This is a genomic window from Maricaulis sp. (assembly GCF_015665295.1).
Lineage (GTDB): Bacteria > Pseudomonadota > Alphaproteobacteria > Caulobacterales > Maricaulaceae > Maricaulis.
The window spans coordinates 102,652-129,539 of sequence record NZ_JADFAJ010000011.1 but is presented as its reverse complement, the minus strand read 5'-3'; the positions used below and the strand labels follow the sequence as shown (position 1 = coordinate 129,539).

The 26,888-nt window shown below is 64.4% G+C and carries 23 protein-coding genes; 14 read left to right on the top strand and 9 right to left on the bottom strand.

Annotated elements, in window-relative coordinates; genetic code table 11:
* The 4 genes from QZZ02_RS05780 to QZZ02_RS05765 form a co-directional block, all read right to left on the bottom strand.
* The coding region (locus QZZ02_RS05780; RefSeq protein ID WP_291842963.1) for a flagellar basal body L-ring protein FlgH at nucleotides 1-313 on the bottom strand (313 nt) is incomplete at its 3' end.
* A 16-nt stretch (nucleotides 314-329) separates the two neighbouring features.
* Nucleotides 330-1,274 (bottom strand): flagellar basal body P-ring formation chaperone FlgA, encoded by a 945-nt coding sequence (gene flgA, locus QZZ02_RS05775; RefSeq protein ID WP_291842962.1) that lies wholly within the window; start codon nucleotides 1,272-1,274, stop codon nucleotides 330-332.
* Nucleotides 1,275-1,286: 12 nt separating this feature from the next.
* A complete protein-coding gene (gene flgG / locus QZZ02_RS05770; RefSeq protein ID WP_291842961.1) occupies nucleotides 1,287-2,072 on the bottom strand; it encodes a flagellar basal-body rod protein FlgG in 786 nt (261 codons plus the stop codon).
* Nucleotides 2,073-2,088: 16 nt separating this feature from the next.
* Nucleotides 2,089-2,838 (bottom strand): flagellar hook-basal body complex protein, encoded by a 750-nt coding sequence (locus QZZ02_RS05765; protein ID WP_291842959.1) that lies wholly within the window; start codon nucleotides 2,836-2,838, stop codon nucleotides 2,089-2,091.
* 262 nt (nucleotides 2,839-3,100) lie between these two features.
* On the opposite strand from QZZ02_RS05765, the gene QZZ02_RS05760 reads away from it, so the two are divergent.
* The 5 genes from QZZ02_RS05760 to QZZ02_RS05740 are packed head-to-tail and all read left to right on the top strand — an operon-like array spanning nucleotide 3,101 to nucleotide 9,370.
* Entirely contained in the window at nucleotides 3,101-3,664 is a 564-nt protein-coding gene (locus tag QZZ02_RS05760; RefSeq protein ID WP_291842957.1) for a flagellar basal body-associated FliL family protein, read from the top strand.
* Between the two features lie 29 nt (nucleotides 3,665-3,693).
* Nucleotides 3,694-4,824, top strand: coding sequence for a flagellar motor switch protein FliM (fliM, locus tag QZZ02_RS05755; protein WP_291842956.1), 1,131 nt, complete (start codon nucleotides 3,694-3,696; stop codon nucleotides 4,822-4,824).
* Nucleotides 4,821-5,213 (top strand): DUF6468 domain-containing protein, encoded by a 393-nt coding sequence (locus QZZ02_RS05750; protein ID WP_291842955.1) that lies wholly within the window; start codon nucleotides 4,821-4,823, stop codon nucleotides 5,211-5,213. The genes fliM and QZZ02_RS05750 overlap by 4 nt, the downstream gene beginning before the upstream one ends.
* 4 nt (nucleotides 5,214-5,217) lie before the next feature.
* Complete coding sequence (locus QZZ02_RS05745) at nucleotides 5,218-5,946, top strand: hypothetical protein (protein ID WP_291842954.1); 729 nt, start codon at nucleotides 5,218-5,220, stop codon at nucleotides 5,944-5,946.
* A gap of 4 nt (nucleotides 5,947-5,950) precedes the next feature.
* Nucleotides 5,951-9,370, top strand: coding sequence for a hypothetical protein (locus QZZ02_RS05740; protein ID WP_291842953.1), 3,420 nt, complete (start codon nucleotides 5,951-5,953; stop codon nucleotides 9,368-9,370).
* A gap of 310 nt (nucleotides 9,371-9,680) precedes the next feature.
* Here the strand turns inward: QZZ02_RS05740 and fliP are convergent, their stop codons facing one another.
* A complete protein-coding gene (gene fliP, locus QZZ02_RS05735; protein ID WP_366511506.1) occupies nucleotides 9,681-10,376 on the bottom strand; it encodes a flagellar type III secretion system pore protein FliP in 696 nt (231 codons plus the stop codon).
* A 56-nt stretch (nucleotides 10,377-10,432) separates the two neighbouring features.
* Nucleotides 10,433-10,765 (bottom strand): flagellar biosynthetic protein FliO, encoded by a 333-nt coding sequence (locus QZZ02_RS05730; protein ID WP_291842950.1) that lies wholly within the window; start codon nucleotides 10,763-10,765, stop codon nucleotides 10,433-10,435.
* A 107-nt stretch (nucleotides 10,766-10,872) separates the two neighbouring features.
* Between QZZ02_RS05730 and flgB the strand changes: the two genes are divergently transcribed.
* From flgB to fliE, 3 genes are read left to right on the top strand one after another with little or no spacing between them, the layout of a single operon-like run.
* The gene (gene flgB / locus QZZ02_RS05725; RefSeq protein ID WP_291842949.1) at nucleotides 10,873-11,313 is read left to right on the top strand and encodes a flagellar basal body rod protein FlgB; all 441 of its coding nucleotides are present in this window, start codon (nucleotides 10,873-10,875) and stop codon (nucleotides 11,311-11,313) included.
* Nucleotides 11,314-11,323: 10 nt separating this feature from the next.
* Nucleotides 11,324-11,737: a flagellar basal body rod protein FlgC gene (gene flgC, locus QZZ02_RS05720; protein WP_291842948.1), complete on the top strand. Its 414-nt coding sequence runs from the start codon at nucleotides 11,324-11,326 to the stop codon at nucleotides 11,735-11,737.
* Nucleotides 11,738-11,781: 44 nt separating this feature from the next.
* Nucleotides 11,782-12,102: a flagellar hook-basal body complex protein FliE gene (fliE, locus tag QZZ02_RS05715; RefSeq protein ID WP_291842947.1), complete on the top strand. Its 321-nt coding sequence runs from the start codon at nucleotides 11,782-11,784 to the stop codon at nucleotides 12,100-12,102.
* 295 nt (nucleotides 12,103-12,397) lie between these two features.
* Here the strand turns inward: fliE and QZZ02_RS05710 are convergent, their stop codons facing one another.
* The 3 genes from QZZ02_RS05710 to QZZ02_RS05700 all read right to left on the bottom strand — a co-directional run bounded on the left by QZZ02_RS05710 (nucleotide 12,398) and on the right by QZZ02_RS05700 (nucleotide 18,273).
* Nucleotides 12,398-14,287, bottom strand: a complete 1,890-nt coding sequence (locus tag QZZ02_RS05710) for a DUF885 family protein (protein WP_291842946.1) — start codon at nucleotides 14,285-14,287, stop codon at nucleotides 12,398-12,400.
* A 20-nt stretch (nucleotides 14,288-14,307) separates the two neighbouring features.
* Nucleotides 14,308-16,215, bottom strand: coding sequence for a DUF885 family protein (locus tag QZZ02_RS05705; protein ID WP_291842945.1), 1,908 nt, complete (start codon nucleotides 16,213-16,215; stop codon nucleotides 14,308-14,310).
* A 168-nt stretch (nucleotides 16,216-16,383) separates the two neighbouring features.
* Nucleotides 16,384-18,273 carry a DUF885 family protein gene (locus QZZ02_RS05700; protein WP_291842943.1) on the bottom strand — a complete coding sequence of 630 codons (1,890 nt, stop codon included), beginning with the start codon at nucleotides 18,271-18,273 and terminating at the stop codon, nucleotides 16,384-16,386.
* A gap of 111 nt (nucleotides 18,274-18,384) precedes the next feature.
* On the opposite strand from QZZ02_RS05700, the gene fliQ reads away from it, so the two are divergent.
* The 6 genes from fliQ (at nucleotide 18,385) to QZZ02_RS05670 (ending at nucleotide 26,886) form a co-directional block, all read left to right on the top strand.
* Complete coding sequence (gene fliQ / locus QZZ02_RS05695; RefSeq protein ID WP_291842942.1) at nucleotides 18,385-18,648, top strand: flagellar biosynthesis protein FliQ; 264 nt, start codon at nucleotides 18,385-18,387, stop codon at nucleotides 18,646-18,648.
* Nucleotides 18,645-19,397 (top strand): flagellar biosynthetic protein FliR, encoded by a 753-nt coding sequence (gene fliR, locus QZZ02_RS05690; RefSeq protein WP_291842941.1) that lies wholly within the window; start codon nucleotides 18,645-18,647, stop codon nucleotides 19,395-19,397. The genes fliQ and fliR overlap by 4 nt, the downstream gene beginning before the upstream one ends.
* Nucleotides 19,398-19,411: 14 nt before the next feature.
* Entirely contained in the window at nucleotides 19,412-20,503 is a 1,092-nt protein-coding gene (gene flhB / locus QZZ02_RS05685; RefSeq protein WP_291842940.1) for a flagellar biosynthesis protein FlhB, read from the top strand.
* A gap of 39 nt (nucleotides 20,504-20,542) precedes the next feature.
* Nucleotides 20,543-23,104 carry a response regulator gene (locus QZZ02_RS05680; RefSeq protein ID WP_291842939.1) on the top strand — a complete coding sequence of 854 codons (2,562 nt, stop codon included), beginning with the start codon at nucleotides 20,543-20,545 and terminating at the stop codon, nucleotides 23,102-23,104.
* A 120-nt stretch (nucleotides 23,105-23,224) separates the two neighbouring features.
* Nucleotides 23,225-25,915 carry a valine--tRNA ligase gene (locus QZZ02_RS05675; RefSeq protein ID WP_291842938.1) on the top strand — a complete coding sequence of 897 codons (2,691 nt, stop codon included), beginning with the start codon at nucleotides 23,225-23,227 and terminating at the stop codon, nucleotides 25,913-25,915.
* Entirely contained in the window at nucleotides 25,915-26,886 is a 972-nt protein-coding gene (locus tag QZZ02_RS05670; protein ID WP_291842937.1) for a DUF3137 domain-containing protein, read from the top strand. The genes QZZ02_RS05675 and QZZ02_RS05670 overlap by 1 nt, the downstream gene beginning before the upstream one ends.
* The last annotated feature ends 2 nt before the right edge of the window (nucleotides 26,887-26,888 follow it).

The following is a 26,888-nucleotide window of genomic DNA, read 5'->3' as shown; positions in this document are numbered from 1 at the left end:
TCAGCTGGGCGCTGTCGGAAATGTTGATGTTGACCGTCACGATGTCGCCAACCTGGTCGGCCCGCGGGTCACCGAAAAAGGTCGGCGAATTGGCGTTCCACAGCGAGTTGTTGGCGGTGGCGTTGCTGGCATAACGCTGTTGCGGCATGCGCGGCATCGGCATGGGAAGCTGTGACGGGCCGGTGCCGGCCAGCTCGGCCGGATTCTGGATCGGCGTCATCGGCGGAGCCTGGCCGACATAGGACAGGCGGTCGGTGGCGCAGGCCTGCAGGGCGAGGGCGGCGAGGACGAGGGCGGTGAACTTGCGGATCATGATGTGACTTCCTCGATCAGAAGCTTGCGACCGGCGAGGTGCCGACGCGGGCCCGGCCCGGGCCATCGACGAGGGCCTCGACCGTACGATTGGATTGCAGGTTGACGAAGCGCGCGACCTCGCCGTCGGCGGCATCTTCCATGGCACGCGCACGCACGGTCAGCTGGATGCCGGGTACTTCGAACATCAAGGTGACGAGGTCGCCGCGCTCGACCATCAGCGGACGCTGCAGGTCATAGCCGCGGATCGGCTCGTTCGGACGCAGGGCGCGACGGGTCTCCAGCCCGATCAGCTCGGACGGGTCGAGGATGGCATCGGGACGGATGCGATCGGCCCGGTGGCTGATCCAGGTGATGTCACCGGCGGTGATCGCCTGGCCAGCGCCGACCGGACGGGCCAGCACTGGCAGCTCGATCGTGGCATAGGCGCGGCCGGTGACGCGGACGGCTGCGGCGCCGTGATAGGGCGCGATCTCGGCGGCGAGCATGCCGGAGCGGCTGTCGAAAGTGAGATCGTGGATCTCCGGTCCGCCCGTGCTGTCGAGCGGGGCATGCAGCGCCATCGCCGTATTGGACAGCTGAACGTCATGGACGCGGCCCTCGGAGGCGAACAGCTCGCCTTCCAGGATATCGGCCAGCGTCTGCGCCGTCACCACGCGGCTGGCGCGTTCCACTGACAGGCGGCGCATGCCCGAGGCATTGGCCCAGTCGAGGTCGTTTTCCAGCGCGATGCGGCGGACATAATTGACGTCCAGCGCCGTACGGCTGCCCGGGGCCGGCGCGCGGGCGACGACGATGTCGGCCTGCGGTCCGGTGATCTCGAACAGGTCGCCCAGCGTGATATGGGCGCTGTCGACGCGGATGGTTTCCCGCAGCACGACCGTGTCGGCGGCCAATGCTGCGGAGCTCGCAAACGGGGCCGTGGTGAGGCAGGCGAGGGCGATGAGGCTTGTGCGGATCATCTAGCGCTCCCGTTAGCGAAGGTTGGACGAAGCGGCCATCATCTCGTCCGAAGCGGTGATGACGCGGGCATTCATTTCATAGGCGCGCTGCGCCTGGATCAGGGCGGTGATCTCGGACACCGAATTGACGTTCGAGGTTTCCACAAAGCCCTGGCGGACCGAACCGAAGCCGGGTGAACCCGGTGTGCCGGTGGCGGCTGCCCCCGAAGCGGCGGTTTCCAGGAAGATATTGTCACCGCGGGCTTCAAGGCCGGCTTCATTGAAGAAGGTTGCCAGCTCGAGCTGACCCAGTGTCTGCGGATCGACCTGGCCATCGATCAGCGCCTGCACCTGGCCTTGGGCGTTGATGGCGATTTCGCGCGAGCCCTGCGGAATGGCGATGCCCGGCGCAACGGTATAACCGTCGGTCGTGACCAGTTCGCCTTCCGGGCTGATCGAGAAATTGCCGGCGCGGGTGTAACCGTCCGAACCGTCGGGCATCTGGACCCGGAAATAGCCATGGCCGGAGATCGCCAGGTCAAACGGGTTGCCGGTGTTCGACAGGGCGCCCTGTTCGGTGATGCGGTAGATCGAGGCGGTCTGGACACCCAGGCCGACCTGGACACCGGTCGGCACGATGGTGCCGGCGTCGGAGCTATCCATGCCCATCTGCTGGACGTTCTGGTAGAGCAGGTCCTGGAACTCGGCCCGCTGGCGCTTGAACCCGGTGGTGTTCATGTTGGCCAGGTTGTTCGAGATCACTTCGACATTGAGCTGTTGGGCCTGCATGCCGGTGGCGGCGGTGGTGAGAGCACGCATATTCGTTCTCCTCCGATCAGATCCGGCCGAGGCGCTCGATGGCGCGCTTGCTCAGATCTTCTGCTTGTTCAAGGAATTTCGAGACGGACTGGTAGCTGCGCATGACAGCCATCATGTCGGTGAGTTCGAGGATCGACTGGACGTTGGACTGTTCGACATAGCCCTGACGCACGCCCGGATCGAGAATGGGCTGGGGAGCGTCCGCAGGATCGTCGCTCGGCGGGATGACGTAACGGCCATTGCCCTGTTTGGACATCTCGGCGCGATTGGCGATCTCGAACACGCCGACCCGGCCGATCTGCTGTCCATTCTGTACGACGGCACCGCCGTCGACGAACTCGATCGGGCCGAGCGAGGCATCGATCAGGATGGGGCCGCGCGTGTCGGCATCCAGCACCGGTGCACCGTCGGAGGCAACCAGCTGGCCGGCACCGTCGAGGCGGAAGCGTCCGTCGCGGGTAAATTGCTCGGCGCCGTTGGCTTCAACGGCGAAAAAGCCCTCACCGTCGATCGCGAGATCGAATTCACGGCCGGTGAAGGCGAGTTCACCCTGGCGGAAATCACGGGCCATGCCCCACGTGTTCACGAACTGGACGTCCGACGGTCCGTCGGCGTGTTCGGCGGTTGGCGCAGCGCGATTTTCCAGCAGCAGGGATTCAACCTTGAAGCCGGCGGTGTTGGCGTTGGCGATATTGTTGGCCACGACATCCATAGACCGGCGAAGGGTCATCTGGCGCGAGAGGCCGATCATCATTGCGTTGTCCATCGGGCGGTTCCTTTCTGGAGCCTGGGGTCCGCCGTCGTCATTGCGCGGCAGTTGCCCGACAAGCTGCATGCGGCGTGCCAAGGTTAATTTTGATGGAAAACAAAGGGTTGACGGGAGGGTGGGCAAAAGACCGGCAAGCCTTTCCGGCAAAGACCGTCACAGCACTGGGAAGAAGTTGCCGGGTCGCGTCCGATCACTACGAAACGTTAACCGCGCTCGCCGTTAATAGGCCCCTGCGATTCCCCCGAACGGGAGCCCGAAGATGGCTGATGAGAACGACGACATCGACGACGAGGCCGAAGGCGAAGAAAAGCCGAAGAAGAACCCATTGAAATTGGTTCTTTTTATCGGTCTGCCTGTCCTCATCCTGCTGCTCGCTGGCGTAGGCGGTTTCATGATGTTTGCCGGTGGAGGCGACGATGAGGAACAGCATGCGGACGCCAGTCATGGCGAGGCCGGAGACGGTCACGGCGCGGCTGATGCCCACGCCAGCGAAGAAGTATATTATTATGACCTGCGCGAGGGTGACGGGACGGAAGAGACCATCACCACGAACATCCGGTCCTCGACCGGTCGCCCGGTCATCGTTCAGCTGAAGATCACCTTCGAGTCGAGCCGTGCCGATCTCGGCCCGATCCTCGAGGAGCATGTCGACCCGATCATGGACCAGTTCATCATGTTCCTGCGCGAGCTGCGTGAGGACGACCTGTACGGGTCGACCGGCATGCACCGCGTCAAGCTGGAACTGTTGCGCCGGGTCAATCTCGCCATTGAACCGGCCGAGATCGACGCGGTCTGGATCCAGGAATTCATGATTGTCGACTAGGACAGCCAGGACCAACGGAAAGCACGCACATGTCTGACGATATGGACCAAGATGCATTGGCGGCCGAATGGGAGGCCATGGCCGAGGACGGAGACGACCTCGACCTGGCGTCCGAATGGGAAGCCATGGTTGGCGCCGAGGACGATGACCAGGATCTTCCAACGGTCGGTGGCGGCGCCGAACGCATCCTCAACCAGGACGAGATCGACAGCCTGCTGGGCTTCTCGCTGTCCGATGATGATGCGGCCGACAAGTCGGGCATTCGCGCCATCATCAATTCCGCCCTGGTCTCCTACGAGCGTCTGCCGATGCTCGAGATCGTCTTCGACCGCCTCGTGCGCCTGATGACGACCTCACTGCGCAACTTCACCTCGGACAATGTCGAGGTCTCGCTCGACAATATCTCGTCGATCCGTTTCGGCGACTATCTCAACTCGATCCCGCTGCCGGCCATTCTTGCGGTTTTCCGGGCCCAGCAGCTCGACAATTACGGTCTGCTGACGGTCGACTCCAACCTGATCTACTCGATCGTGGATGTCCTGCTCGGCGGTCGCCGCGGTACTTCGGCCATGCGGATCGAGGGGCGCCCCTACACCACGATCGAGCGCATGCTGGTGCAGCGCATGATCGAAGTGGTGCTGGGGGATGCCAAACAGGCTTTCCAGCCGCTGACCGAAGTCGATTTCGACCTTGAGCGTGTCGAGACCAACCCGCGCTTTGCCGCGATCGCCCGTCCGGCCAATGCCGCCATTCTCGTCAAGCTGCGGATCGACATGGAAGACCGCGGCGGACGAATCGAGCTCTTGCTGCCCTATGCCACTCTGGAGCCGATCCGGAAGATGCTGCTCCAGCAGTTCATGGGGGAAAAGTTCGGACGTGATAATATCTGGGAAGGTCACCTGGCGACCGAGCTCTGGTCGACCAAGATGGAAGTCCAGGCCGTGCTCGACGAACAGCGCGTCTCGCTGGGCACGGTGGCTGACCTGAAAGTCGGTGACACGCTTTTCCTGGACGCGACGCCGACCAGTGATGTCGAGCTGCGTTGCGGCCAGGTTCCCCTGACCCGCGGCCGTATGGGCCGTATCGGACACAATGTTGCCCTGCGACTGAGCGGACCGCTCTCGCCGGGCGCGAAGAAAGCCATGATGAGGTTTGCATGACACTCGCCGCCCTGATTTTCGAAGGTCTCGTCGCCGCCTTGCTTGTGGTCGCTGTCGTCATGTGCTGGCGCGTCGATCGCCGTCTCAGCGCTCTGAAGAAGGGCCAGGACGGGGTTCGTGAATCGGTGATCGCACTCAATGAGGCAACCGATCGGGCCCGGGCCAGCCTCGGCGCACTCGAGCGCGCCACTGCCCAGTCTGTCGATGTGCTGGAAAAGCGCGTCCACGAAGCGCGGAGCCTGGCTGACGAGCTGCGCCTGGTGACCGGCAGTGCCGATCGCAAGGCCGATCGCATGGCCCAGCCCCGTGCGCCGCGCCGCCGCGCCGCCGATATTTTCCCGGATGGTGCCGGTTCGCGCGTCATCAATGATCTCAAGGATGTGAGGTAGCGCCATGCGCGAACCCCTTCGCTTTCTCACCGTGCTCGCCGTCCTGATGGGCGGCCTGCTGGGACTCAAGACCCTGTCGATCGCCAATGGCGCCGCCGACTGGTGGGAGGCCCAGGGCAGTGCCATGGCTGCCGTCGACGAGGCAGCCCGGGCCGAGGATGGGGAGGCGACGCAGAGCGATGCGCCGATCATGCCGGCCGAGCATGCTGCGCAGGCCCCGATCGAACCGACACCCAGCCCGACCGACGTCTCGGCAGCCTTCGCGGAACGTATCGCCAGTGGTGTCCGCACTGCCGAGGAAGAGCGAGTCATCTACCGCCTGCGCGAACGCTCGAGCGAGCTCGATGCGCGGGAGCGCGAGCTGGAGACCCGCGAGGCGCTGATGCTGGCCATGGAGCAGCGCGTCGACACGAAGATCACCGAGCTCAACGAGCTGCGCACCCAGGTCGAAAGCCTGACCGGCGAGCTTTCCGAGCGCGAGGATGAAGACATGGCGGTCATCGTCGCCTGGTATTCGGCGATGGAGCCGGGTGACGCGTCCGAGCGGATCGCAACCCTCGACATGGAAACCCAGCTGCAGATTGCCTCGCGCATGTCGCAGCGTGTTTTCGGGTCCATCCTGGCGGAGATGAATACCGGTGCCGCGGCCGCGCTCACCGAGCGCATGGCGAGCCGATCCAACCTGCCGGAGACCGTGGCCGAGCTGGAGGCGCGGATTGCCGACGGCGGCTAGACATATGGGCCGTCTGGCCGGGAGCTTCCTGCCGCTGCTCCTGGCTTCGACCGCGCTGGCCCAGACGCCGGCAGGGCTGAGCGTCGAGCGCGGCGACAATTCCCTGCGCCTTGTTATCGACTATGCCGACAGCGTCGCTGACCAGCTGCCGACAGCCGATATCAATATTGAACATACCGTCCTGATCGCCCGGCTCAGCGAGCCGCTGGAGGCCGATGTCTCCACGCTGGTTGCCGACCTGTCCGGGCTGGCCGCGCGGGTGCGGCTGGATTCCGACGGATCGACCCTGCGGATCGCGCTCAACCAGACCGTGGATGCCTATACCTCGTCCAGCTATGACCAGGTCGCGATCGATTTCGTGCCGGTCGGCGGAACCCGTCCGGCCGATATCGTCTCGCCGCGCGAGGCGCGCGAAATTGAAGCGGCCCGCCTGGCGGCCGAACAGGCGGCCCTGCCGCCACCGCCACCGCCACCGGCGGAAGCGCTGCCGGTACGTTATCGCGTTGGCCAGGCGACCGAATATACCCGGATCGAGCTATTGTGGCCGCGCGAGGTTGGTTTCGAGGTCAGCCAGACCGGCAATGCCGCCGAAGTCCGTTTCGAGGAACCCGCCGAGATCGATCTGAGCCGGCTGGCCGGCTCACCGCCGCGCTTCCTGAACCGGCTGACTTCGCGCCGTGAGGGTGATGAATTTGTGCTCGGGCTCGTTGTCGAGCCGGGCGTCGAGGTTCGGGCCTGGGGCGAGGATGGCCGGGTCGTGATCGACCTGCCCGATCCTGCCTTCGTCGATGCCGCGACCTTGATGGCCGAGCTGGCCGATATCTCCGACGCCGCCGCCAGCAATGGCGAGACCCCTGATGAAGACCTGCCCGCCGAAGACGCCGTTGCCGAGCCTGTCAGCGGTGGACCTGTTCGTCGCCCGGGGACGTCGTCGACTGCGCCCGCGCCGGTCGACGCGCCGGTGACGCTTGCGGAAGCGCCCGTTGAATCGCCGGTTCCCGCGGATTTGGTGCCGGTCGCGTCCGACCCTGTTTTGGCCGCCGCTGATCCGCGTCCGGAAAGTGGCGTGTTGCGGGCGGAAGTCTCTGATTTCAATGGTGACCTTCGGATTGACTTCAACTGGGCCGCACCGCTCGGCATGGCGGTTTTCCGGCGCGGCGAGGCGATCTGGATCGTCTTCGACGCGGATGCCGAGCTGGATCTGCGCGAACTGGACGCCACCAATGGCCGTCACGTGCGCAGTGCAGCCGGGGTCAATGGCGAGGGTTATGTCGCGGCCCGTATCATTGCGCCCTCGACCTCCCAGGCCGAAGCCCGTCTCGACGGCAATCGCTGGACTGTTGTGCTGTCCGAACGCATCGATTCGCCGCCGCGCCCGATCATCGTCCGGCGGGACGCCCGCCGTGACCGGCCGGGCCGGATCCTGATGGATATGGCCAGTGCGCACGCGGTCCGCTGGATCGAGGATCCGGTGGTGGGTGACCAGATCGGTGTGATCACCGCCATGGGCCCGGTCCAGGGCCTGTCGGCCCGTCGTGACTTTGTCGGCGGTGCCTTGCTGCCGAGCGCCCAGGGCGGTGCCGTGCAGGCAATCGCCGAGGATATCGAGATCGAGCTGATCGGTGCCGGCGTCGCGGTCAGCCGGCCAAGCGGCCTTGATCTGACCCCGGCCGCAACACCCGGCCGCAACGACACGGACGGGTCGGTCCTGTCCAATATCTCGTCGCCGGCCCTGATGTATTTCGACGCCTGGCGCGGCGACGGCACCTTCCCGGATGAGTGGTCGGCGCGCCTTCGCCGCGCGGCCCTGGAGGACGGAACGGACGGGCAGATCGCCCTGGCCCGCTTCCTGCTCGCCCGCAATCTCGCACCGGAAGCGCTCGGCATGATCGAGCTGGCACTGGGCACCGAGCCGGAGCTCGCCAATGATCCGCACATCCGTGCCCTGCAGGGCGTTGCCAGCTACCGCATGCACCGGCTTGAGGATGCCGAGGGTTTCCTTGCCCATTCCGGTCTCGCCCGGGATGCCGCCGCCGACCTGTGGCGCGCCATGGTTGCCGTCGAGGAAGAGCGCTGGGAGGACGCGCGCCGCCGCTTCAGCACCGGCGTCGCCACCGCCTATCACTATTCGCCGGAATGGCGGGCCCGATTCAATGTGGCCCAGGCGCGCGCTGCGCTCGAGCTCGGCGATACGTCTGCCGCGCAGGCATTCCTCTACGAGGTTGAAACCGGCGACCCGGACCAGCCGTCGCGGCTCGAGGCCAATTACGTTGCCGCGCGTCTGGCCGAGGCCAGTGGCGATATCGACCAGGCCATAGACCGGCTTGAGGCGCTGGCCGATTCCGGCGATCCGGAAGTCGAGGCACGCGCCCTGTTCGATCTTTACCGGCTGCAGCTGGCCGATGAGCGGATCAGCCGCGATGAAGCCATCGAAAGCCTGGAAAACCTGCGCTTCCGCTGGCGCGGCGATACGATCGAGCTGGAGACGGTCCGCACGCTGGGCGAGCTCTATGTCCAGGCCGGCGACTTTGCCGGAGGCCTTGAAACCATGGCGACCGCGCAGGCCCGCTTTCCGGGCTCCGAGGCCGGACGCCGCATCGGCGAGGACATGGTCTCGATCTTCCGCCGCCTCTTCCTCGATGGCGAGGCGGACCGGATGGACCCGGTCGAGGCTGTGGCGATCTTCTACCAGTATCAGCACCTTGCTCCCATCGGGACCGATGGCGACCGGATGATCCGGCGGCTTGCGGATCGCCTGATCGCCTTCGATCTGCTGGATCCGGCCTCCGAACTCCTGCAGCACCAGGTCGATTACCGGCTGCGCGAACCGATCGCCCGGGCCCGTGTCGCGACGGATCTGGCGATCGTCTACCTGATGGACCGCCGCTACGAAGATGCGCTCAACACGATCCGGCGCTCCCGTGTCGCCGGTCTGCCGGAAGCCCTTGTCGACGAGCGCTACCTGCTCGAGGCCCGCGCCCTGTCAGAGCTGGGTCGGTCCGAACAGGCGCTCGAGCTGATCGCCTCTGATCAGTCCGATGCTGCCGACCGCCTGCGCGCCGATGTCGCCTGGACGCAGCGCGACTGGCGCAATGCCGGCCGTCGGCTGGAAGGCATTCTGGATACACGCTTCAGCGATCCGGCACCTCTGATCCCGACCGAGGAAGACGATCTTCTGCGCGCCGCCATCGCCTACAGCCTGGCCCGCGACGCGACCAGCGCCGTCCGGCTCGGCCAGCGCTACGGCGAAGCCATGGCTGAAACTGACCATGCGGCGGCCTTTCGCCTGTTGACCAATGACGACGCCACGCCGGGCAATGTCCGCTTCACTGACATGGCCTCCCGCATCGCCTCGATCGACACGCTGGACGCCTTCATGGAACCCTTCCGGGCCCGCTTCGTGAATGGCGGCGGCCCGAGCTAGGGCTTCGGCTTTTCCTTGCATCCCTGATCACAGTCGTACCGGACGGATGTCACGCGAAGGCGGGACGCAGATTCTGCGTGACCGGTCGTTTGATGATGAAGCGCTTCGGGGCGCACTGCTCCATTGATCGCTTGCCGCGAGGTCGCGGTTCCACCCGACCGGGTACGGCCTGCTGGCTGGCAAGCGATCAATGGACATATCCGCGCGAGGCGCCGCTCATCCAGACGCTCCGACCTGGCCTCAACGCCCGGTCACCCAGACCATTGCGAGCCGAAAAATGGCTGGCGCTCTGCGTCTCTGGCGACCCTCGTCAACCCAGCGTCCCGAAACTCTGCACCAGCGATCCCGTCACCAGTCGCCAGCCGTCCACCAGCACGAAGAAGATCAGCTTGAAGGGCAGGGAGATCACGATGGGGGGCAGCATCATCATGCCCATCGACATCAGGATGGAGGCGACCACCAGGTCGATGATCAGGAAGGGGATGAAGAGCAGGAAGCCGATCTCGAAGGCGCGCCGCAGCTCGGAGATCATGAAGGCCGGCGCGACGATCCAGAAATCGGTCTCTTCCGGAGTCTCCGGCACGGCCTGCTGCGACATGTCGATGAAGAGGGCGAGATCGTCCTCGCGGACATGGCTGAGCATGAAGGTTTTGAGCGGCCCGGTCGACAGGTCGAACGCCTCGGTCAGCTCGATTTCTTCATTGAGCAGGGGCTGGATGCCCTGTTCGTAGGACTGGGTGAAGACCGGCGCCATGATGAAGCCGGTCAGGAAGATCGCCAGTGAGACCAGGACCGCATTGGGCGGGCTCTGTTGCAGTCCGAGCCCGGTCCGCAGCAGTGACAGCACCACAATGATGCGCACGAAGCTGGTCGTCATGATGACAATGGACGGGGCCAGCGACAGGACGGTCAGCAGCGCAATCAGCTGCAGCACGCGCTCGGTGAGTGCGCCTTCCTGGCCGGCATCAATCGTCACGGTCTGGGCCTCGGCCTGGAAGCCGGCCAGCGTCACCAGGCCGAGCAGGAAGAGGGTCAGGCAGGTCCAGAAGCCTTTGCGAGCCGTCATCCGCGCTGTTCCATCTTCAGCGTGTCGGGCGTGACCGCATCGGACAGGGTCTGACCGGTCGACAGCACGGTTTCGCCTTCCATCCCCAGGAGCACGAGATGCTCGGTGCCGTCGGCTTGCAGGATGACGAGGCGGCGGCGCGGATCAATGACCAGCGTCTCGCATATCCTGAGGCGGCGGTCCTGGCCGCCAAGCTGCCGCAGCCCGGTCATTTGCTGCAAGAGCCAGCCTTTCTGGATCGCGTAGCCAAACAGACCCAACCCGCCGAGAAGCGCGACCAGGATGGCGATGGCGAACAGGTAGCTGGTCCAGTTGACGATATCGGACATCGCGGCTCGGCCTCATAATCAATGACCACTGTGTGGGGTGATGCGGTTAAGCCGCCGTTAACCGTGCGGGACCACTTTCGATACTGATCAACACAGGGGATTCGCGCATGCGACCCGATGACGTGCCGGTGCTGGCACTGCTTCGACAATCGATGAGTTTTCACGCCGATCGCCAGCAGGTGATTGCGGAAAACGTCGCGAACGCGAATACGCCGGGCTACACGCCGCGGGATCTGGACGAATCCGACTTCCATTCGGCCCTGCGCTCGCAAATGTCTGGCGAGCGCGCCCCGAGCCGCGGCCCGATCGGACTGGCCACCACCGATTCGGGACACATTCCGGCCTCTGGTGACGACACCGGGTCTTCGGCAATGTGGGAGTCAATCGAACGTCCTGACTCCGAGACAACGGTCAACGGCAATTCGGTCGTGATCGAGGAACAGATGGTCCGGGCCCAGGAAAACCGCATGCGCTATGAGAGCGCCCTGACCCTGTACCAGAAAAGCATCGGCCTGCTGCGGACGGCAATCCGCGCGCCGGGCCGCTAGGGAGTGACCGATGGGTAACGCCTCAGACGCGATGCAGATTTCCGCCTTCGGCATGCGCGCGCAGGCCGCGCGGATGCGGATCATCTCGGAGAACATCGCCAATGCCGATTCCACGGCGCGCGAGCCGGGCGGTGATCCCTATCGCCGCCAGGTCCCGATATTTGAAGCCGAGCTCGACCGCGCCACCGGCCTCAATGCCGTGCGCATGACCGATGTCGCGCATGACCAGAGCGAGTTCACCCTCGAATACGATCCCGGCCATCCGGCCGCGAACCAGGAGGGTTATGTCCAGTACTCCAACGTGCAGACGCTCGTGGAGATGATGGACATGCGTGAAGCCATGCGTACCTATGAAGCCAATCTCAACATGATCGAGAATGCCCGCCGCATGCAGGAGCGGGCGCTTGATCTCCTGCGCCGCTAGAACAGCGCACGCGCTCGCCAGCCCATTCATGAAGGACAAAGTCCATGGCCGCTGATCTTTCTGCCGTACAGGCCTACCAGGCTGCTATCCGCTCTGCCCAGCAATCGGCGATGGGCTCGAGCCAGGACGCGGCATCATCCGGCGCCGGCCTTGATTTTGGCTCGCTGGTTTCTGGTGCCATTGCCGATACCAGCCAGGCTTTGGGCGCTGCCGAGCAGATGACCGCCGCCGGCGCGGCTGGCCAGGCCGAGCTGATCGACGTCGTCACCGCCGTCTCGGCCGCCGAAATATCGCTGGAAACCGTCGTCGCCGTGCGCGACGAGGTGGTGAAGGCCTACCAGGAAATCCTGCGCATGCCGATCTGACGGCACGCCTTGTTCGCACACTGAAAGCCCCGGTCCAGGCCGGGGTTTTTTGTGGACGGATGGTCCTTGGGCGAGAACAACATCGCTGAACCCCTCCCATTTCTCCCGGAGGCGCGCAGCCGGGGACACCACGGACACCGCAGACCAGCCAAACGGACACCCCGGTGTCCGCCGGCATCCCGCTCCCTCCTGCCTCCGGCGCGACAAGCGTGCAGAGCCGGACGGCGTGCTTGCCGCAAAAAAAAAGGCCCCCGGTACGATACCGGAGGCCCTGTTTGTCTTATCAGACCTTGTGCTAGTGCTGCTCGCCTTCGATCCAGGCGATCACCCGTTCCTCCAATACCGACATCGGCATCGCGCCCTGGGTCAGCACGACATCGTGAAAATCGCGGATGTCGTAAGTCTCGCCGAGGGCTTCCTCGGCCATGCCGCGCAGGCGGAGGATTTCCAGCATGCCGATCTTGTAGGCGGTCGCCTGGCCCGGATAAACGATATAGCGATCAATCGCGGCGACGATATCGCCCTGCGGATTGGGCGTGTTCTCGGCCAGATAGTCGACGGCTTCCTGGCGCGTCCACCGGTGATGGTGCAGGCCGGTATCGACGACGAGACGGCAGGCCCGCCACAACTCCATCGCCAGGCGACCGAAGTCGGAATAGGGGTCGGAATAATAGCCGTATTCAAGCGGCAGGTATTCGGTGTAGAGACCCCAGCCTTCGGTATAGGCGGTGTAACCGCCAAAGCGGCGGAAGGCCGGCACGCCTTCCAGCTCCTGCATGATGGCCAGCTGCATGTGGTGGCCGGGAATGCCTTCATGATAGGCGAGGGCTTCCATCTGATAGGTCGGCATCAGCGACATGTCGCGCAGGTTTGCGTAGTAGATTCCGGGCCGCGAGCCATTCGGTGCCGGGCGGCCATAGAAGGCCTTGCCGGCACTGTCCTCGCGGAAGGGCTCGACCCGGCGCACTTCGATTTCGGCGCGCGGGAAGGTGTTGAACATTTGCGGCAGGGTTTCGCGCATCGTGTCGATCATGGCCGTGGCATCGGCCAGATAGCCGGCGCGGCCCTGATCCGTGTCGGGATAGTAGAACTGCTCGTCCGTGCGCATGAATTCGAAGAAGTCCTGCAGCGAGCCCTGGAAGCCGACCTCATTCATGATCCCGCGCATCTCGTCATGGATGCGGGTCACTTCGGAGACACCGAGCTGGTGGATCTCTTCGGCGGAGAGGTCCATCGTCGTATAGCCATTGAGCAGGTAGTTGTAGAACTCGCCGCCATCGGGGTGTTTCCACACGCCGTCATCCTCGGTCGCCAACCGGGCCTGTTCCTCGAACATGGCGATGACGCGCTCATAGGCTGGTGCCACGGCCTCGGTGAGGGCAGTTTCCGCCTCGCTGATCAGGCTGGATTCTTCGGCCTCGTCCAGTTCGAGCGCCGCGACCTTGGCGACAAAGTCGGCGAGGATCGGGCTGGCTTCGCCATCGTCGAACGGGGCGCCCGTGATGATATTGCGGGCCGTGGTGATCATCGGCTCATAGGTCCACAGCGGAGTGAGCACGCCGAGCTCTGCCGAGCGCCGGGAATTGGCGATATTCTGGTCCATATAGGCCGGCAGGTTGCGCAGGCGGCCGATATAGGCCTGCGCATCCGCGGCCGTGTCGACGCGGTGACTATTGATCAGGAAGGAGGCCGCATTCATGTGCGGGCCCGAGCGCGGCGTGAAGGTATAGCCGTGATCGACCCAGCGCCGGCCCTCGGCGGCGCGTTCGGCATTGTATTCAAACAGGCGCCAGGACAATTGCGCACTGTCGTCCAGCGCATCGAAGTCGAAAGTCTCGCGCATATGGACCAGATCGGCCTGGCCGAGTTCATAGCTCTCCAGCGCGAATTCCGGCGAGGCGTCGGACCACTGGTCGTAATTTGTCTTCATGCCGAGGAAGGTCTGGGTCATCGGCGATCGGGCGGTATTGCGGTCGAAGACCTCCTGGAACCAGGCATTCAGGCGATCCGACTCGGTTTCCTCGCCGGCGACCGCTGCAATGTCGCTTGCGTCCCCATCACGGGCCATTTCGGTGGCCGTGCCGGTCGCGGTCGGCGCCAGGGCGACCGTCTCGTCATCGGCGGCATTGCAGGCGGTGAGCAGGGCCAGGGCGGAGACGCCGGCGGCCAGGTGGAACATGCGCATCATATAACCCCTCTTGATCCTCATTCGGCCGTTTCGGCCCGTTTCTGTTCGACATAGTCATTGACCAGCGCGGTCAGCACCGCGAGCGGCAGCGAGCCATTGGTCAGCACGACATCATGGAATTCGCCGTAGTCGAAAGCCTCGCCCAGCTCGGCCTGGGCAAAGTCCCGCAACTGCCGGATCCGCATCTGGCCGGTCTTGTAGGATGTCGCCTGGCCCGGCCAGACGATGTAACGCTCGACCTCGCGTGTGATCTCTTCCTCGGTGAAGGAGGTGTTCGCGCGCAGATAATCGATGGCGTCCTCGCGGCTCCACTGCAGCGAATGGATACCGGTATCGACGACCAGACGGCCAGCGCGCCAGAGCTCATAGGCGAGGCGCCCGAAGTCCTGGTAGGGGTCGGTGAACATCCCCATATCCTTGCCCAGGCTCTCGGCATAGAGCGCCCAGCCTTCGCCAAAGGCGGACAGGTAGAGGAAGCGCTGGAACATGGGCGTGCCTTCCTGCTCCTGCGCCAGGGTGAGCTGGAAATGGTGGCCCGGAATGCCTTCATGATAGGCCAGCGTCTCCATCTGGTAGGTCGGCAGGTTCCGCATGTTCAGCGTGTTGGCATAGTAGACGCCGGGCCGTGAACCATCGAGCGAGCCGGTATTGTAAAAGGCGGTCGGTGAGCCGGCCGCGCGATAGGGTTCGACCTCGCGCACCACCATCTCGCCCCGCGGCAAGGTATCGAAATAGTCCGGAATGACCGCGCGGACCCGGTCGAAGACGTCATTGACCTCGGCCATGTAGCGGGCCCGGCCCTCATCGGTTGACGGGTAGTAGAATTGCTCGTCGGAGCGCATGAATTCGAAAAAGTCCTGCAGCGAGCCCTCGAAACCGACCTCATCCATGATGCCGCGCATCTCCCCATGGATGCGCTCGATCTCGGCGAGGCCGGTATCATGCACCTCTTGCGGCGACAGGTCGGGCAGGGTGGTAAAGGCGGCAAGCTGGCTTTCGTAATAGGCCTCACCGCGCGGCAGTTTCCAGGCCCCGTCACGGTCGTCGGTCATCTGCTCATGACGTTCGAACATGGCGATCAGGCGCTCATAGGCCGGGCCGACGACATCGGTCAGCGCCGCGGTGCCCCGGGCGATCAGGTCGGCCTTGGCGGCGTCATCGATTTCCAGCGCATTCACCTTGGCCGTGAAATCGGCCAGCAGCGGCGAAACGGCGTCGCTGTCGTCAAAGGGTGCGCCCGTGATCACGGCGCTCGTATTGCCGATCAGGTACTGGAAGGCGAAGCGCGGCGGGATCACACCCGCTTCAGCGCGGGCATCGGCGCGTGCGATCAGGATGTCGAAGATCGGTCCGATGCCGCCAAGGCGGGAAATATAGGCCTCGGCGTGCGCGGCATTGTCGACCCGGTGCTGGCCGATCAGGGTCGAGGGCATGCCGGTATGGGGGCCGAACATCTGGGTGAAGACATAATTCTGGTCACGGAAACCATACTGGCGGATGCCGGTTTCCTGCAGGTATTCGAAGACCCGCCAGGAGACCTGGGCGTCGCGGTCCAGGGCGTTGAAGTCAAAGTTCGCACGCATATGGGCCAGGCGGTCGATGCGGCGTTGCTGGGCGGCCTCTGCGGCAGCATCGCTGATATCATCCCAGCGCCCATAGGCGCCCAGATCATCAATCCGGCCGAGCCCGGTCTGCTGTTGTGGCGAGCGGGCGAGGTCGGCCTCGAAGAGTTCGGAGAACCAGGCGTAGAGGCGCTCGCTTTCGGTTTGTTCGGTCGCGGCGGTTTCGGGTGCGGTTGTGGTGGCTGCGGTGGCGCTGCTGCCATTGCCGCCGGGAGTGGCGTCAGGCGTGGCCTGCGGCGGTGAGCAGGCAGCAATCAGTGCGGCCATAGAGACGGTTGCGAGCCAGGTCGAAAGCTTGGTCATGATGGTCTCCCCGGGCGCGTCCGGTTTTTCTCTCAGACCGGGCGGGCCATCGTAAAAAGCAATCCAGCCGCCGCACTGACAAGGGTGCGGCGGCTGTTCATACGAGCCGGTCCCAGAATAGCCGCTTCGCGGGCCGGCCTGTCAAACTTCAAGGGCGAAAGCTGAGCACTATTGCGTGAGCTTGCGCGCAATCCAGGCGTCGACCAGCTCTTCCAGCAGGGTCAGCGGGATCGAACCATTGGTCAGCACGATGTCGTGGAACTCGCCATAGCTGAACGCATCGCCGAGCTGGTCCATGGCGCGCTGGCGCAGGTCGAGAATGGTCAGCATGCCGACCTTGTAGGACACCGCCTGACCCGGCCAGACCATGTAGCGACGGACCTCGTTGGCGATATCGCCTTCCGGCATCGGCGTGGTGGCGAGCATGTAGTCGGCGGCTTCCTGCTCGGTCCATTGCAGGTGGTGGATGCCGGTATCGACGACCAGGCGGGCGGCGCGGAAGACCTCATAGGAGAGGCGTCCGAAATCCTGGTAGGGATCGGTGAAGAAGCCCATGTCCTTGCCGAGATTCTCGGCATACAGCGCCCAGCCTTCGCCATAGGCGGAATACCATTGCAGGCGCTGGAACATCGGTGCGTTCTCGAGCTCCTGGGCCAGCGAGGACTGGAAATGGTGGCCCGGCGCACCCTCGTGATAGGCGAGGGATTCCATCAGATAGGTCGGGTTGTCGCGCATATTGGCGAGATTGACGTAATAGGCGCCCGGTCGTGTGCCATCCAGTGAACCGGACTCGTAGAAGGCGCCGGTCGCCGTGGTGATGCGGTATTGCTCAACGGCGCGAACCTCGAGTTCGGCCCGCGGAAGCTGCCCGAAATATTGCGGGGCGACTTCGGTGATCTGGTCGATCATGGCGGCCGACTCGGTCAGATAGCGCTGCCGGCCTTCCTCGGAATCCTCATAGTAGAATTCATCGCTCGTGCGCAGGTGCTCAAAGAAGTCCTGCAGCGTGCCCTCGAAGCCGACCTGCGCCATGATCTGGCGCATCTCGCCATGGATGCGCGCGACCTCGTCCAGCCCGGTCTGGTGGATCTGGTCCGCCGTCATGTCGCTGCGGGTCGTGTAGTTCATCAGCTGGCTGCGGTAATAGGCTTCGCCATCGGGCAGGGCCCAGGCGCCGTTATTGGCCTCGCCGGCCAGCTCGGCATGGGACTGCATGGTGGCGATCAGACGGCCATAGGCCGGGCCGACGCCGGTGAGCAGGGCGGCCTCGGCGCGGTCGAGCAGGGCCTGGCGGGTCTCGTCGTCGATCTCGATGCCGGCCAGCTTGGTCTGGATATCGCCCCAGAGCGGCGAGTCGGTGTTGCTGTCGCCGAACGGGGCACCGGTGATGAAACGCTCGGACGCGCCGATGATGATCGGATAGGCGAAAGCCGGTGCGATCACGCCCTGGCGCGCCCGATCATCCGCCTGCTGCGTGTAGACGTCGAGCACTTCGCCGAGGGATTCCAGGCGGCTGAGATAGGCTTCAGCATGGTCGAGATTGTCGATCCTGTGATAGCCGATCAGCGTTGAAGGCAGGCCGGTATGCTGGCCGAAGAAGGACGAGAAGACAAAGCCGTGATCCCAGAATTCCGATTGCTGGGCATTGTTCTCGGTGATGAAATCGGCGAAGCGCCAGGTGACCTGCGCTTCCGGGGTGAGCGCGTCAAAGTCGAAATTCTCATGCATGTAGCGCTGCCGGTCGGCGGCGCGCTGCAGGCCGGCGCGGAACGCCTCTTCGCCGGGGTCGTTCCACTGGCCATAGGCCTCCAGGTCGTCCAGCATGCCCAGATAGGTCTTGGCGACCGGCTGGAACTCGATCTCCGCCTCGAACTCCTGCTGGAACCAGGCATAGAGGCGTTCGGTCTCGGTCTGCTCGCTCGCCGCTGCTCCGCTTGCGGAGGCCGGTGTCTCGACCGCCGGACGCGCAGCCGCCGTGTCGATGGTCTCGTCGGCGGGCGTGCAGGCCGCCGCCAGAACCAGGGCGCTCGCGCTTGCGAGCAGGAGATGAAGGCGCATGACTGGGTGTCCCCGTTTACAAGAATTGACTATTTCTTAACGCTGCAGAGGCATGCGTAAATATAATTAATCTTAAGACCGATTCTCCCCGCTTGTGCTGAGGCGAGACCCGTGACCGGACCTGAAGTTCTCGATTTCGCAAGAGAAGCCATCTGGCTCATGCTGGCCATGTCGGCCCCGGTCATGCTGGTCGGGCTGGCCGTGGGGGTCACGATTGCCCTCTTTCAGGCCCTCACCCAGGTCCAGGAAATGACCCTGGTCTTCGTCCCGAAGATCATCGCCATCTTCATTGCCCTGCTGCTTTTCCTGCCGCTCATGGGCGGTTTGATGGCCGGCTTCATGGCCATGATCTTCGACCGGATCGCCAATCCATGATCCCCGAGCTTCCCGCTCTGGTTTACGCTGCGGGCCTGGTTTTCGCCCGCCTCGGGGCAATCCTGATGCTGCTGCCCGGCTTTGGCGAGCCGTCCATCCCGGTCCGTATCCGGCTGGCTTTCGCGCTGCTGCTCTGCCTGATCATGGGGCCGATCATTGCGCCCGGTCTGCCTGCCATGCCGGCCCAGCCGCTCTCGATGGCCGGGATTGTGATGAGCGAGGTGATCATCGGTCTGATGATCGGCGCCGTGGCCCGAATGCTGGTGTCCACGGCGGCTGTGGCCGGGCAGGTGATCGGCATGCAGTCGGGCCTCGCCATGGCGCAGTCCTTCGACCCGTCGCAGGGATCGCAGGGCGCGCTGATCGCGACCTTCCTGAACCTGACCTTCCTGCTCGTCCTGCTGGCGACCAATACGCACCACATGCTGCTGCATATGGCGGTGAATTCCTATTCGGTGTTTGAGGCCGGCAGCATGCCCTCGATGGCTGACGCGGCCGACTGGGCCCTGTCGGCCTTCAGTGACTCCTTCCGCCTCGGCGTGCAGCTGGCTTCGCCCCTGATCCTCTACGGCCTGCTCTTCTATCTCGCGCTGGGCATTCTCTCGCGCCTGATGCCGCAGGCCCAGATCTTCTTTATCGCCATGCCTTCGAATATCATGGTCGGTCTGTTCATCCTCACCATCGCGCTCGGCGCGATGAGTGCGGTCTGGCTGGAGCGCATGCAGCGCTTCGCCGTAGACATGAACTGAAAGGCTGAACCGGCATGGCCGAAGGTGAAGACGACAGCCAGAAAACCGAGGAACCGACCCAGCGGCGGCTGGATGACGCGCGCAAGAAGGGCGATGTCGCCAAGTCGCAGGAGATACCCGGCTGGTTCATACTGGCGGCCGGCCTGGCCCTTTTGAGTTTCATCTTCCCGCTGATGTCGCGGGCGCTTGCCGGCAACATGGAAGTCTTCTTCGAACAGCCACACCGTTTCGCGCTCGAGCCGGGCGCCATGATGACGCTGATGCGTTCGGTGTCCTGGCAGGTGGTGACCGTTGTCGGCCTGCCGATTGGCGTGCTCGCGCTGGCCGGGTTTGCCGGTCATTATGTCCAGCAGGGCCTGTTATTCACGACCGAGAAGATCCAGCCCAAGCTCGACAAGCTCAATCCGATCGAGGGGTTCAAGCGCAATTTCGGCCCGCAGGGTGTCGCCAATTTTCTCAAGGGTGTCGGCAAGATGGCCCTGGTCGCGATGGCCGCCTTCCTGGTCATCTATCCCAAGCGGGAAACCCTTGCCGGCATGCCGGCACTGGATATCACTGCGCTCCTGTCGCTGGTCCGGCAGGGCGCGATCGAGCTGTTGCTGGCGGCCCTGACGGTCTATGCCGTCATCGCCGGCCTCGATTATGTCTTCCAGCGTCAGAGCTTCATGAAGCGCAACCGGATGTCGCGGCGCGAGATCAAGGACGAGATGAAGCAGTCCGAGGGCGACCCGCTGGTGCGCGCCAAGCTGCGCCAGCTGCGCCATGAACGCGCCCAGCGCCGCATGATGACCAAGGTCCCCGATGCCACGGTTGTGGTCACCAATCCGACCCACTACGCGATTGCGCTCTATTATGTTCAGGGCGAAACGCCGGCCCCGATCTGTGTGGCCAAGGGTGTAGACGAGGTGGCGCTGCGTATCCGCGAGGTCGCCGAGGAGAACAGCGTGCCGATTGTCGAGGACCCGCCGCTCGCGCGGGCCCTGCACGCAACCGCCGATCTCGACGAGGAGATTCCCACCGAACATTTCCAGGCGGTGGCCAAGGTGGTCGGCTATGTCCTGTCGCTCGCACAAGGACAGCGCGCACGTTATCGCCCGAGCGAGTAGACTTCCCCTTTGCCGTCCTGATTCGCGCCGGAGAGCCGCATGGCCGAAACGTCCCAGTCCAGCCCGCAAGTCGATGCCCCTGTCGAGCGAAAGCCTTTCTGGTCGAAACCGGCCGGGCGGGTGGCTTTCTGGGTTTGCGGGGTGATCGCGGTCGCGGCTGCAGCCGTGGCGCTGGTCGGCGCCGGCCAGGATGGCGGGCATGGGCTGGTCTACCTGTTCGGGCTCGCAGTGATTGCGGTCCTGATCCTGTTCGCCATTGCGGCGGGTGAGGCAGCCGGCCAGACCATGCGGCGCCAGGTGGCGCGCAACCAGGCGCCCAGTACCACTGATATCGGATTCGCAGCGATGGACGGGTTTCCCGATCCGGTCCTGATTTCCGACCAGCGTGGCGCGGCCCGCTGGGCCAATGCAGCCTATCGCGAACTGGCCCGCAAGGCCGGCGGTTTTGGCCAGAGCTTCGGCCTGCCGACCGTCGACCGGCTGTGGGCCGGCTCCGGTGGTGGCGACGGAACGGTCTATCGCCTGGCCCGCGCGGCGGCGCGCGGCGAGGGGGCTTGCGAACTGCTGCCGCCGCTTGATCTCGGCGAACATGGCGTCCAGCGCTTCCACCTCGAGGCCGCCCCGCAGGACGGTGGCCTTATCCTGTGGCGTTTGATGCCGGCGGGCGATCGCGAGAGCGGGTCTTCGGCGGCGCTGGCGGACTGGTCACAGCATTCTCCGGTGGCGCTGTTTTCATTGCGCCCCAATGGCGACGTGCCGATGGGCAATGCGACGTTGCGCGACTGGCTCGGCCTGTCCGACGGCGCGGTCTTCCCGCCGCTCAGGGACATGTTGACCGGTGACGGTGCCAAACGCGTGCTTCAGACGCGCGGCGGCGAGGGCATTGCCCGGATCGATGCGCGCCTGAAGGCCCGCGACGGGATTGAAAGCCCGGTCGCGCTGGCGGTCGAGTGGGCACCGGGCGATCCCGGCGCCGGTCGTGTGGTGATGTATGGCCTGTCGATCACCGGCGCACCGCCCGGCGTGGCCCAGGCCATGGCCAGCGATGATGGTGCCGCCCCGCGTCCGACCGGTCGCACGCTGGACGACATGTTCGGCAATGCGCCCTTCGGTGTCGTGCGGCTCGACGGGGCCGATCCGGAAACCGCCATTATCGAGGATGTGAATCCCGCCCTGGTCCAGCTCTCCGGCGGCAAGGCGTTGCCCGGCATCAAATTCTGCGACCTGTTCAACTGGGAGGACGGGCGCTCGCCGACCGATGCCTTCGCCGCCGCGATGGCTGGCAGCAGCGATCCGGCCGAGGCGCGCATCGATCGCGAGGAACGCTCGATCTATGTCCACCTCGCCTTTGCCCCGGCCCGCGGTGGCAAGCGGGTCGCCTATGTCATCGATGTGACCGCCTGGAAAGAGCTGGAACGGCAGTTCAGCCAGGCCAACAAGATGCAGGCTGTCGGCCAGCTCGCCGGCGGTGTGGCGCATGATTTCAACAATCTGCTCACCGCCGTCCGACTCAATTGCGACGAGCTCCTGAACCGTCACCCGGTCGGCGATCCTGATTATTCCGAGCTGCAGGCGATCAACCAGACCGTCGCCCGGGCCGCCGGCCTGGTGCGCAAACTGTTGGCCTTCTCGCGCAAGCAGACCTTCCGCATGGAGACGATGGATATCGGCGACCTCCTGTCCGACGTCTCGGTCCTGTTGCGCCAGATTGTCGAGGAAACGGTGCGGCTGGACATCAAGCATGGCCGCGACCTGCCGCTGATCAAGGCCGACAAGGGCCAGCTGGAGACCGCCATCATCAATCTCGCGGCCAATGCCCGCGACGCCATGCGCGATAATGGTGGCGGCTCCCTGATCGTGAAGACGAGCCGGGTCGATGCCGACACGGTGCGCAATGCCGGTGCGCCCAATCCGCGTGAGGGCGACTGGCTGGCCATCGCCGTGACCGATGAGGGCCACGGCATGGACAAGGCGACGATGGAGAAGATTTTCGAACCCTTCTTCACCACCAAGGAGGCCGGCAAGGGCACCGGTCTGGGCCTCGCCACCGTCTACGGCATCGTCAAACAGTCGGGCGGCTTCCTGTTTGCCGACAGTGAAGTGGGTGTCGGCACGACCTTCACCATCTATCTGCCCGGTCATGAGCCGACCGAGGAAGAAGCCAGCGAGCTGGAACAGGCCGAGGTCGCCAGGACCGTCGAGAAGGCACCGGCAGATCTCTCCGGTCGCGGCCGCATCCTCTTGGTCGAGGACGAGGACGCGGTCCGCCAGATCGCCGCCAAGACCCTGGTCAAGCGCGGCTATGAGGTGGTCGAGGCCTGTGATGGCGAGGAAGCCTTCGAGATCCTGGAAGACGAGGAAGAGGGTTTCGACCTGATGATCTCCGATGTCGTCATGCCGGGGCTGGACGGGCCGGGCCTGTTGAAGAAGGCCCGCGACCTGCTCAAGGACACCCGCATCGTCTTCATCTCCGGCTATGCCGCCGAGCAATTCTCCGAGACGCTGTCCAAGGAACAGGACGTCTCCTTCCTGCCCAAGCCCTTCACGCTGACCCAGCTGGCGGAGAAGGTGAAGGAAGAGCTCGGCCAGCGCAGCGAGTAGCGGCGTCCGGATTCGCCCAGGCCCACAGCGTCGATCCGCAGTTTGCGGGCTGACAATTGCCGTGAGATGTCCATAAAGGTGCCGAACGCGCGCTTTCGCGCCCAACTCGCTGTGCGGACCATGATGGACAAGACCTTCAACCCGAATGACGCCGAAACCCGGATCTACCAGGCCTGGGAAGACAGCGGGGCTTTCCAGCCAAAGGATGACGACAATGCCGAGGCCTTCTCGATCGTCATTCCGCCGCCCAACGTCACCGGTCGCCTGCATATCGGCCACGCGCTGAACAATACGCTGCAGGACGTGCTTGTCCGCTACAAGCGCATGCTGGGCTGTTCTGTCCTCTGGCAGCCGGGCACCGACCATGCCGGTATCGCCACCCAGATGGTGGTCGAGCGCCAGCTCGCCGACGAAGGCAATATCTCGCGCCGCGACATGGGCCGCGACGCCTTCATCAAGCGCGTCTGGGAATGGAAAGAGGAGAGCGGCGGCGCCATCCTGCAGCAGCTGCGCCGTCTCGGTGCCTCCTGCGACTGGTCGCGCGAGCGCTTCACCCTGGATGAGGGCCTGTCCAAGGCCGTCCTCAAGGTCTTCGTGGAACTGCACCAGCAGGGTCTCATCTACCGCGATAAACGCCTGGTGAACTGGGACCCGCATTTCCAGACCGCGATCTCCGACCTTGAAGTCGAGAACCGCGAGACCCAGGGCCATTTCTGGCATTTCGCCTATCCGCTGGCCGACGGCTCCGGCGAGCTGGTCGTGGCCACCACGCGCCCGGAAACCGTGCTCGGTGACAGCGCCGTCGCCGTCCATCCGGAGGATGAGCGCTACAAGCATCTCATCGGCAAGATGATCAAACTGCCGATCGCCAATGTCGAAATCCCGATCGTCGCCGACGAGCATGCCGATCCGGAGCAGGGCACGGGTTGTGTGAAGATCACGCCGGCGCATGACTTCAACGATTTCGAGGTCGGCAAGCGTCACGACCTGCCGAAGGTCAATATTCTCGACCGCGAAGCGCGCCTCCTCACCGAGGATGACGGCACCGGCGGTCTCGAGCGCATTCCGGCCGAATGGCGCGGCCTGGACCGCTTCGAGGCCCGCAAGAAGCTGGTCGCGAAGATGGACGAGCTGGGTCTTCTCCGCGCCGTCGAGGACAAGGTCATCCAGCAGCCTTATGGCGACCGTTCCGGCGTGGTCATCGAGCCCTGGCTGACCGATCAGTGGTATGTGAATGCCGGCGAGCTGGCCAAGGAGGCCATCGCCGCCGTCGAGGATGGCCGCACCACCTTCCACCCCAAGACCTGGGAAAAGACCTATTTCGAATGGATGCGCAACATCCAGCCCTGGTGTATCTCGCGCCAGCTCTGGTGGGGGCATCGGGTTCCGGCCTGGTATGACGAGGACGGCAATGTCTTTGTCGCCGAGAGCGAAGCAGAGGCCGCCGAGCAGGCACGCGCCCAGCACGACAGGGACGTGCCGCTGAGCCAGGACGAGGACGTCCTCGACACCTGGTTCTCCTCCGCGCTCTGGCCGTTTTCCACGCTGGGCTGGCCGGATGACACGCCGGAGATGGTCGAGAAATTCTATCCGACCTCGGTCCTGATCACCGCCTTCGACATCATCTTCTTCTGGGTTGCCCGCATGATGATGCAGGGCCTTCACTTCATGAAGGATGCCGACGGCCAGCCACAGGTGCCCTTCAAGGACGTCTATATCCACGCCCTCGTCCGTGACGAGAACGGGCAGAAAATGTCCAAGTCCAAGGGCAATGTGATCGACCCGCTGGAGCTGATCGACGAATACGGCGCCGACGCCGTGCGCTTCACCCTGGCTGCCCAGGCCGGGCAGGGCCGCGATATCCGCATGTCCAAGGAACGCGTCGAGGGCTATCGCAATTTCGGCACCAAGCTGTGGAATGCGGCGCGTTTTGCCGAGATGAATGAATGCATCGTGCCGGACGGGTTTGATCCCAAGTCCGTCACCCAGACCGTCAACAAGTGGATCCTTTCGGAGGCCGCCCAGGCCATCGAGGCGATCAATGCCGGCCTCGATACCTACCGCTTCAATGACGCCGCGGCGGCGGCCTACCGTTTCGTGTGGAATGTGTTCTGCGACTGGCATCTGGAATTCGCCAAACCGCTCTTCAATGGCGAGGACGAGGCAGCGAAGGCCGAGACCAGGGCGACGACCGCCTTCGTGCTCGACCAGGCGCTGAAAATGCTGCACCCCTTCATGCCTTTCGTCACCGAGGAACTGTGGCAGCAGACCGGGACGCGCGACACCCATCTCATTGTCGCCGACTGGCCGCAGCTTGATGGCCTGCAAAATGTCGACGCCACCGCCGAGATGGACTGGCTGATCAATCTCGTGACCGATATCCGCCGCCTGCGTGCCGAGATGAACATCCCGGCCGGGGCCCAGCTGCCGCTGGTGGCCGTCGGGGCCGATCCCGTCACCACCGAGCGCTTTGCCCGTCACGAAGCGCTGATCAGGCGCATGGCGCGCCTGTCCGACGTGACGACCGCCGTCGCCGTCCCGCCGGCCTCGGCACAGACGGTACTGGGCACGACGACGCTGGCCCTGCCGCTTGAAGGTGTCATCGATTTCGACGCCGAGAAGGCGCGTCTCTCCAAGGAGGTCGCCAAGCTCGACGGCGAGATCGGCCGGCTGGAGAAAAAGCTCGGCAATGAGAAATTTGTCGCCAATGCCCCGGAAAGCGTCGTCGCCGAGCAGCGCGAGAAACTGACCGATTATGCCGGCCAGAAAGCCAAGATGACCGAAGCCCTGGCCCGGCTCGAGGGGATGTAGTGGACGAACGTTTCCAGGCCGTTTGGACCGAAAAACTCGAACCCTGGCTCGCCGGTCTGGAGGCGGACCGGAAGCGTTTTGTCGGTCGGCGATGGATGTGGCTGGGTGGCGGTGCTGCGCTCGGCGGGGGCCTGGCGACTGTTCTCGCGGCCAACAATGCCGAGGGCATGCCGGTCGTGATGGCGCTCGTTCTGGCGCCCTTGCTCGGCTACGTGATCGGCAGCCATGCGCTGCATGCCATGTCGAAACGGGTCAAGGCCGAGCTCAATACCACGATCGCCGAGGCGCTGGGCCTGGCCTATTCGCCCAAGCCCTATTCGCCGTCCCGCTTTGACCGCTTGCGTGAATTCGGCCTGTTGCCGTCGTCTGACCGTCGCAAGTTCGAGGACCATTTCTCCGGCGCGCGCGATGGCTGTGAGTTCGAGCTCTACGAGGCGCATCTGGAACAGCGTCGCCGCTCGAACAAGCGCACCTACTATGTCACCGTGTTTCGCGGCGTCATCATCCGCATCAATTTTCCGCGCAAGGTCGAAGGGATCACGGTCATTACGCGCGATGCGGGCTGGTTCAACGGCGTCCAGTCCTTCGCTCGGGGATTCGGGGCCCACAAGCTGGAGCGCATCGGCCTGGTTGACCCGACATTCGAGAAGGCCTTCGAGGTCTATGGCAATGACCAGGTCCTCGCCCGCTACATGCTCACCCCGTCCTTCATGGAGCGTTTGCTGGCGCTGGAAACCAGCCTGAACGGCAAGAAGGTCCGCGCCGCCTTCGATGCGGATAGCGGTGAGGGCGAGCTCCTGATCGCGGCCGAGACCGGCAATCTTTTCGAGGTCGGCTCGATGTCCAAACCGCTGACCGAGCCGGGCCGTTTCTCCCGGGTCGTCGAGGAACTCGACCACATCACCGGCCTGATCGACCTGCTGATCGCACCGGCGCAGCTCGGCGAGCACGAGGCCCGTCAGGGGCAGTAACC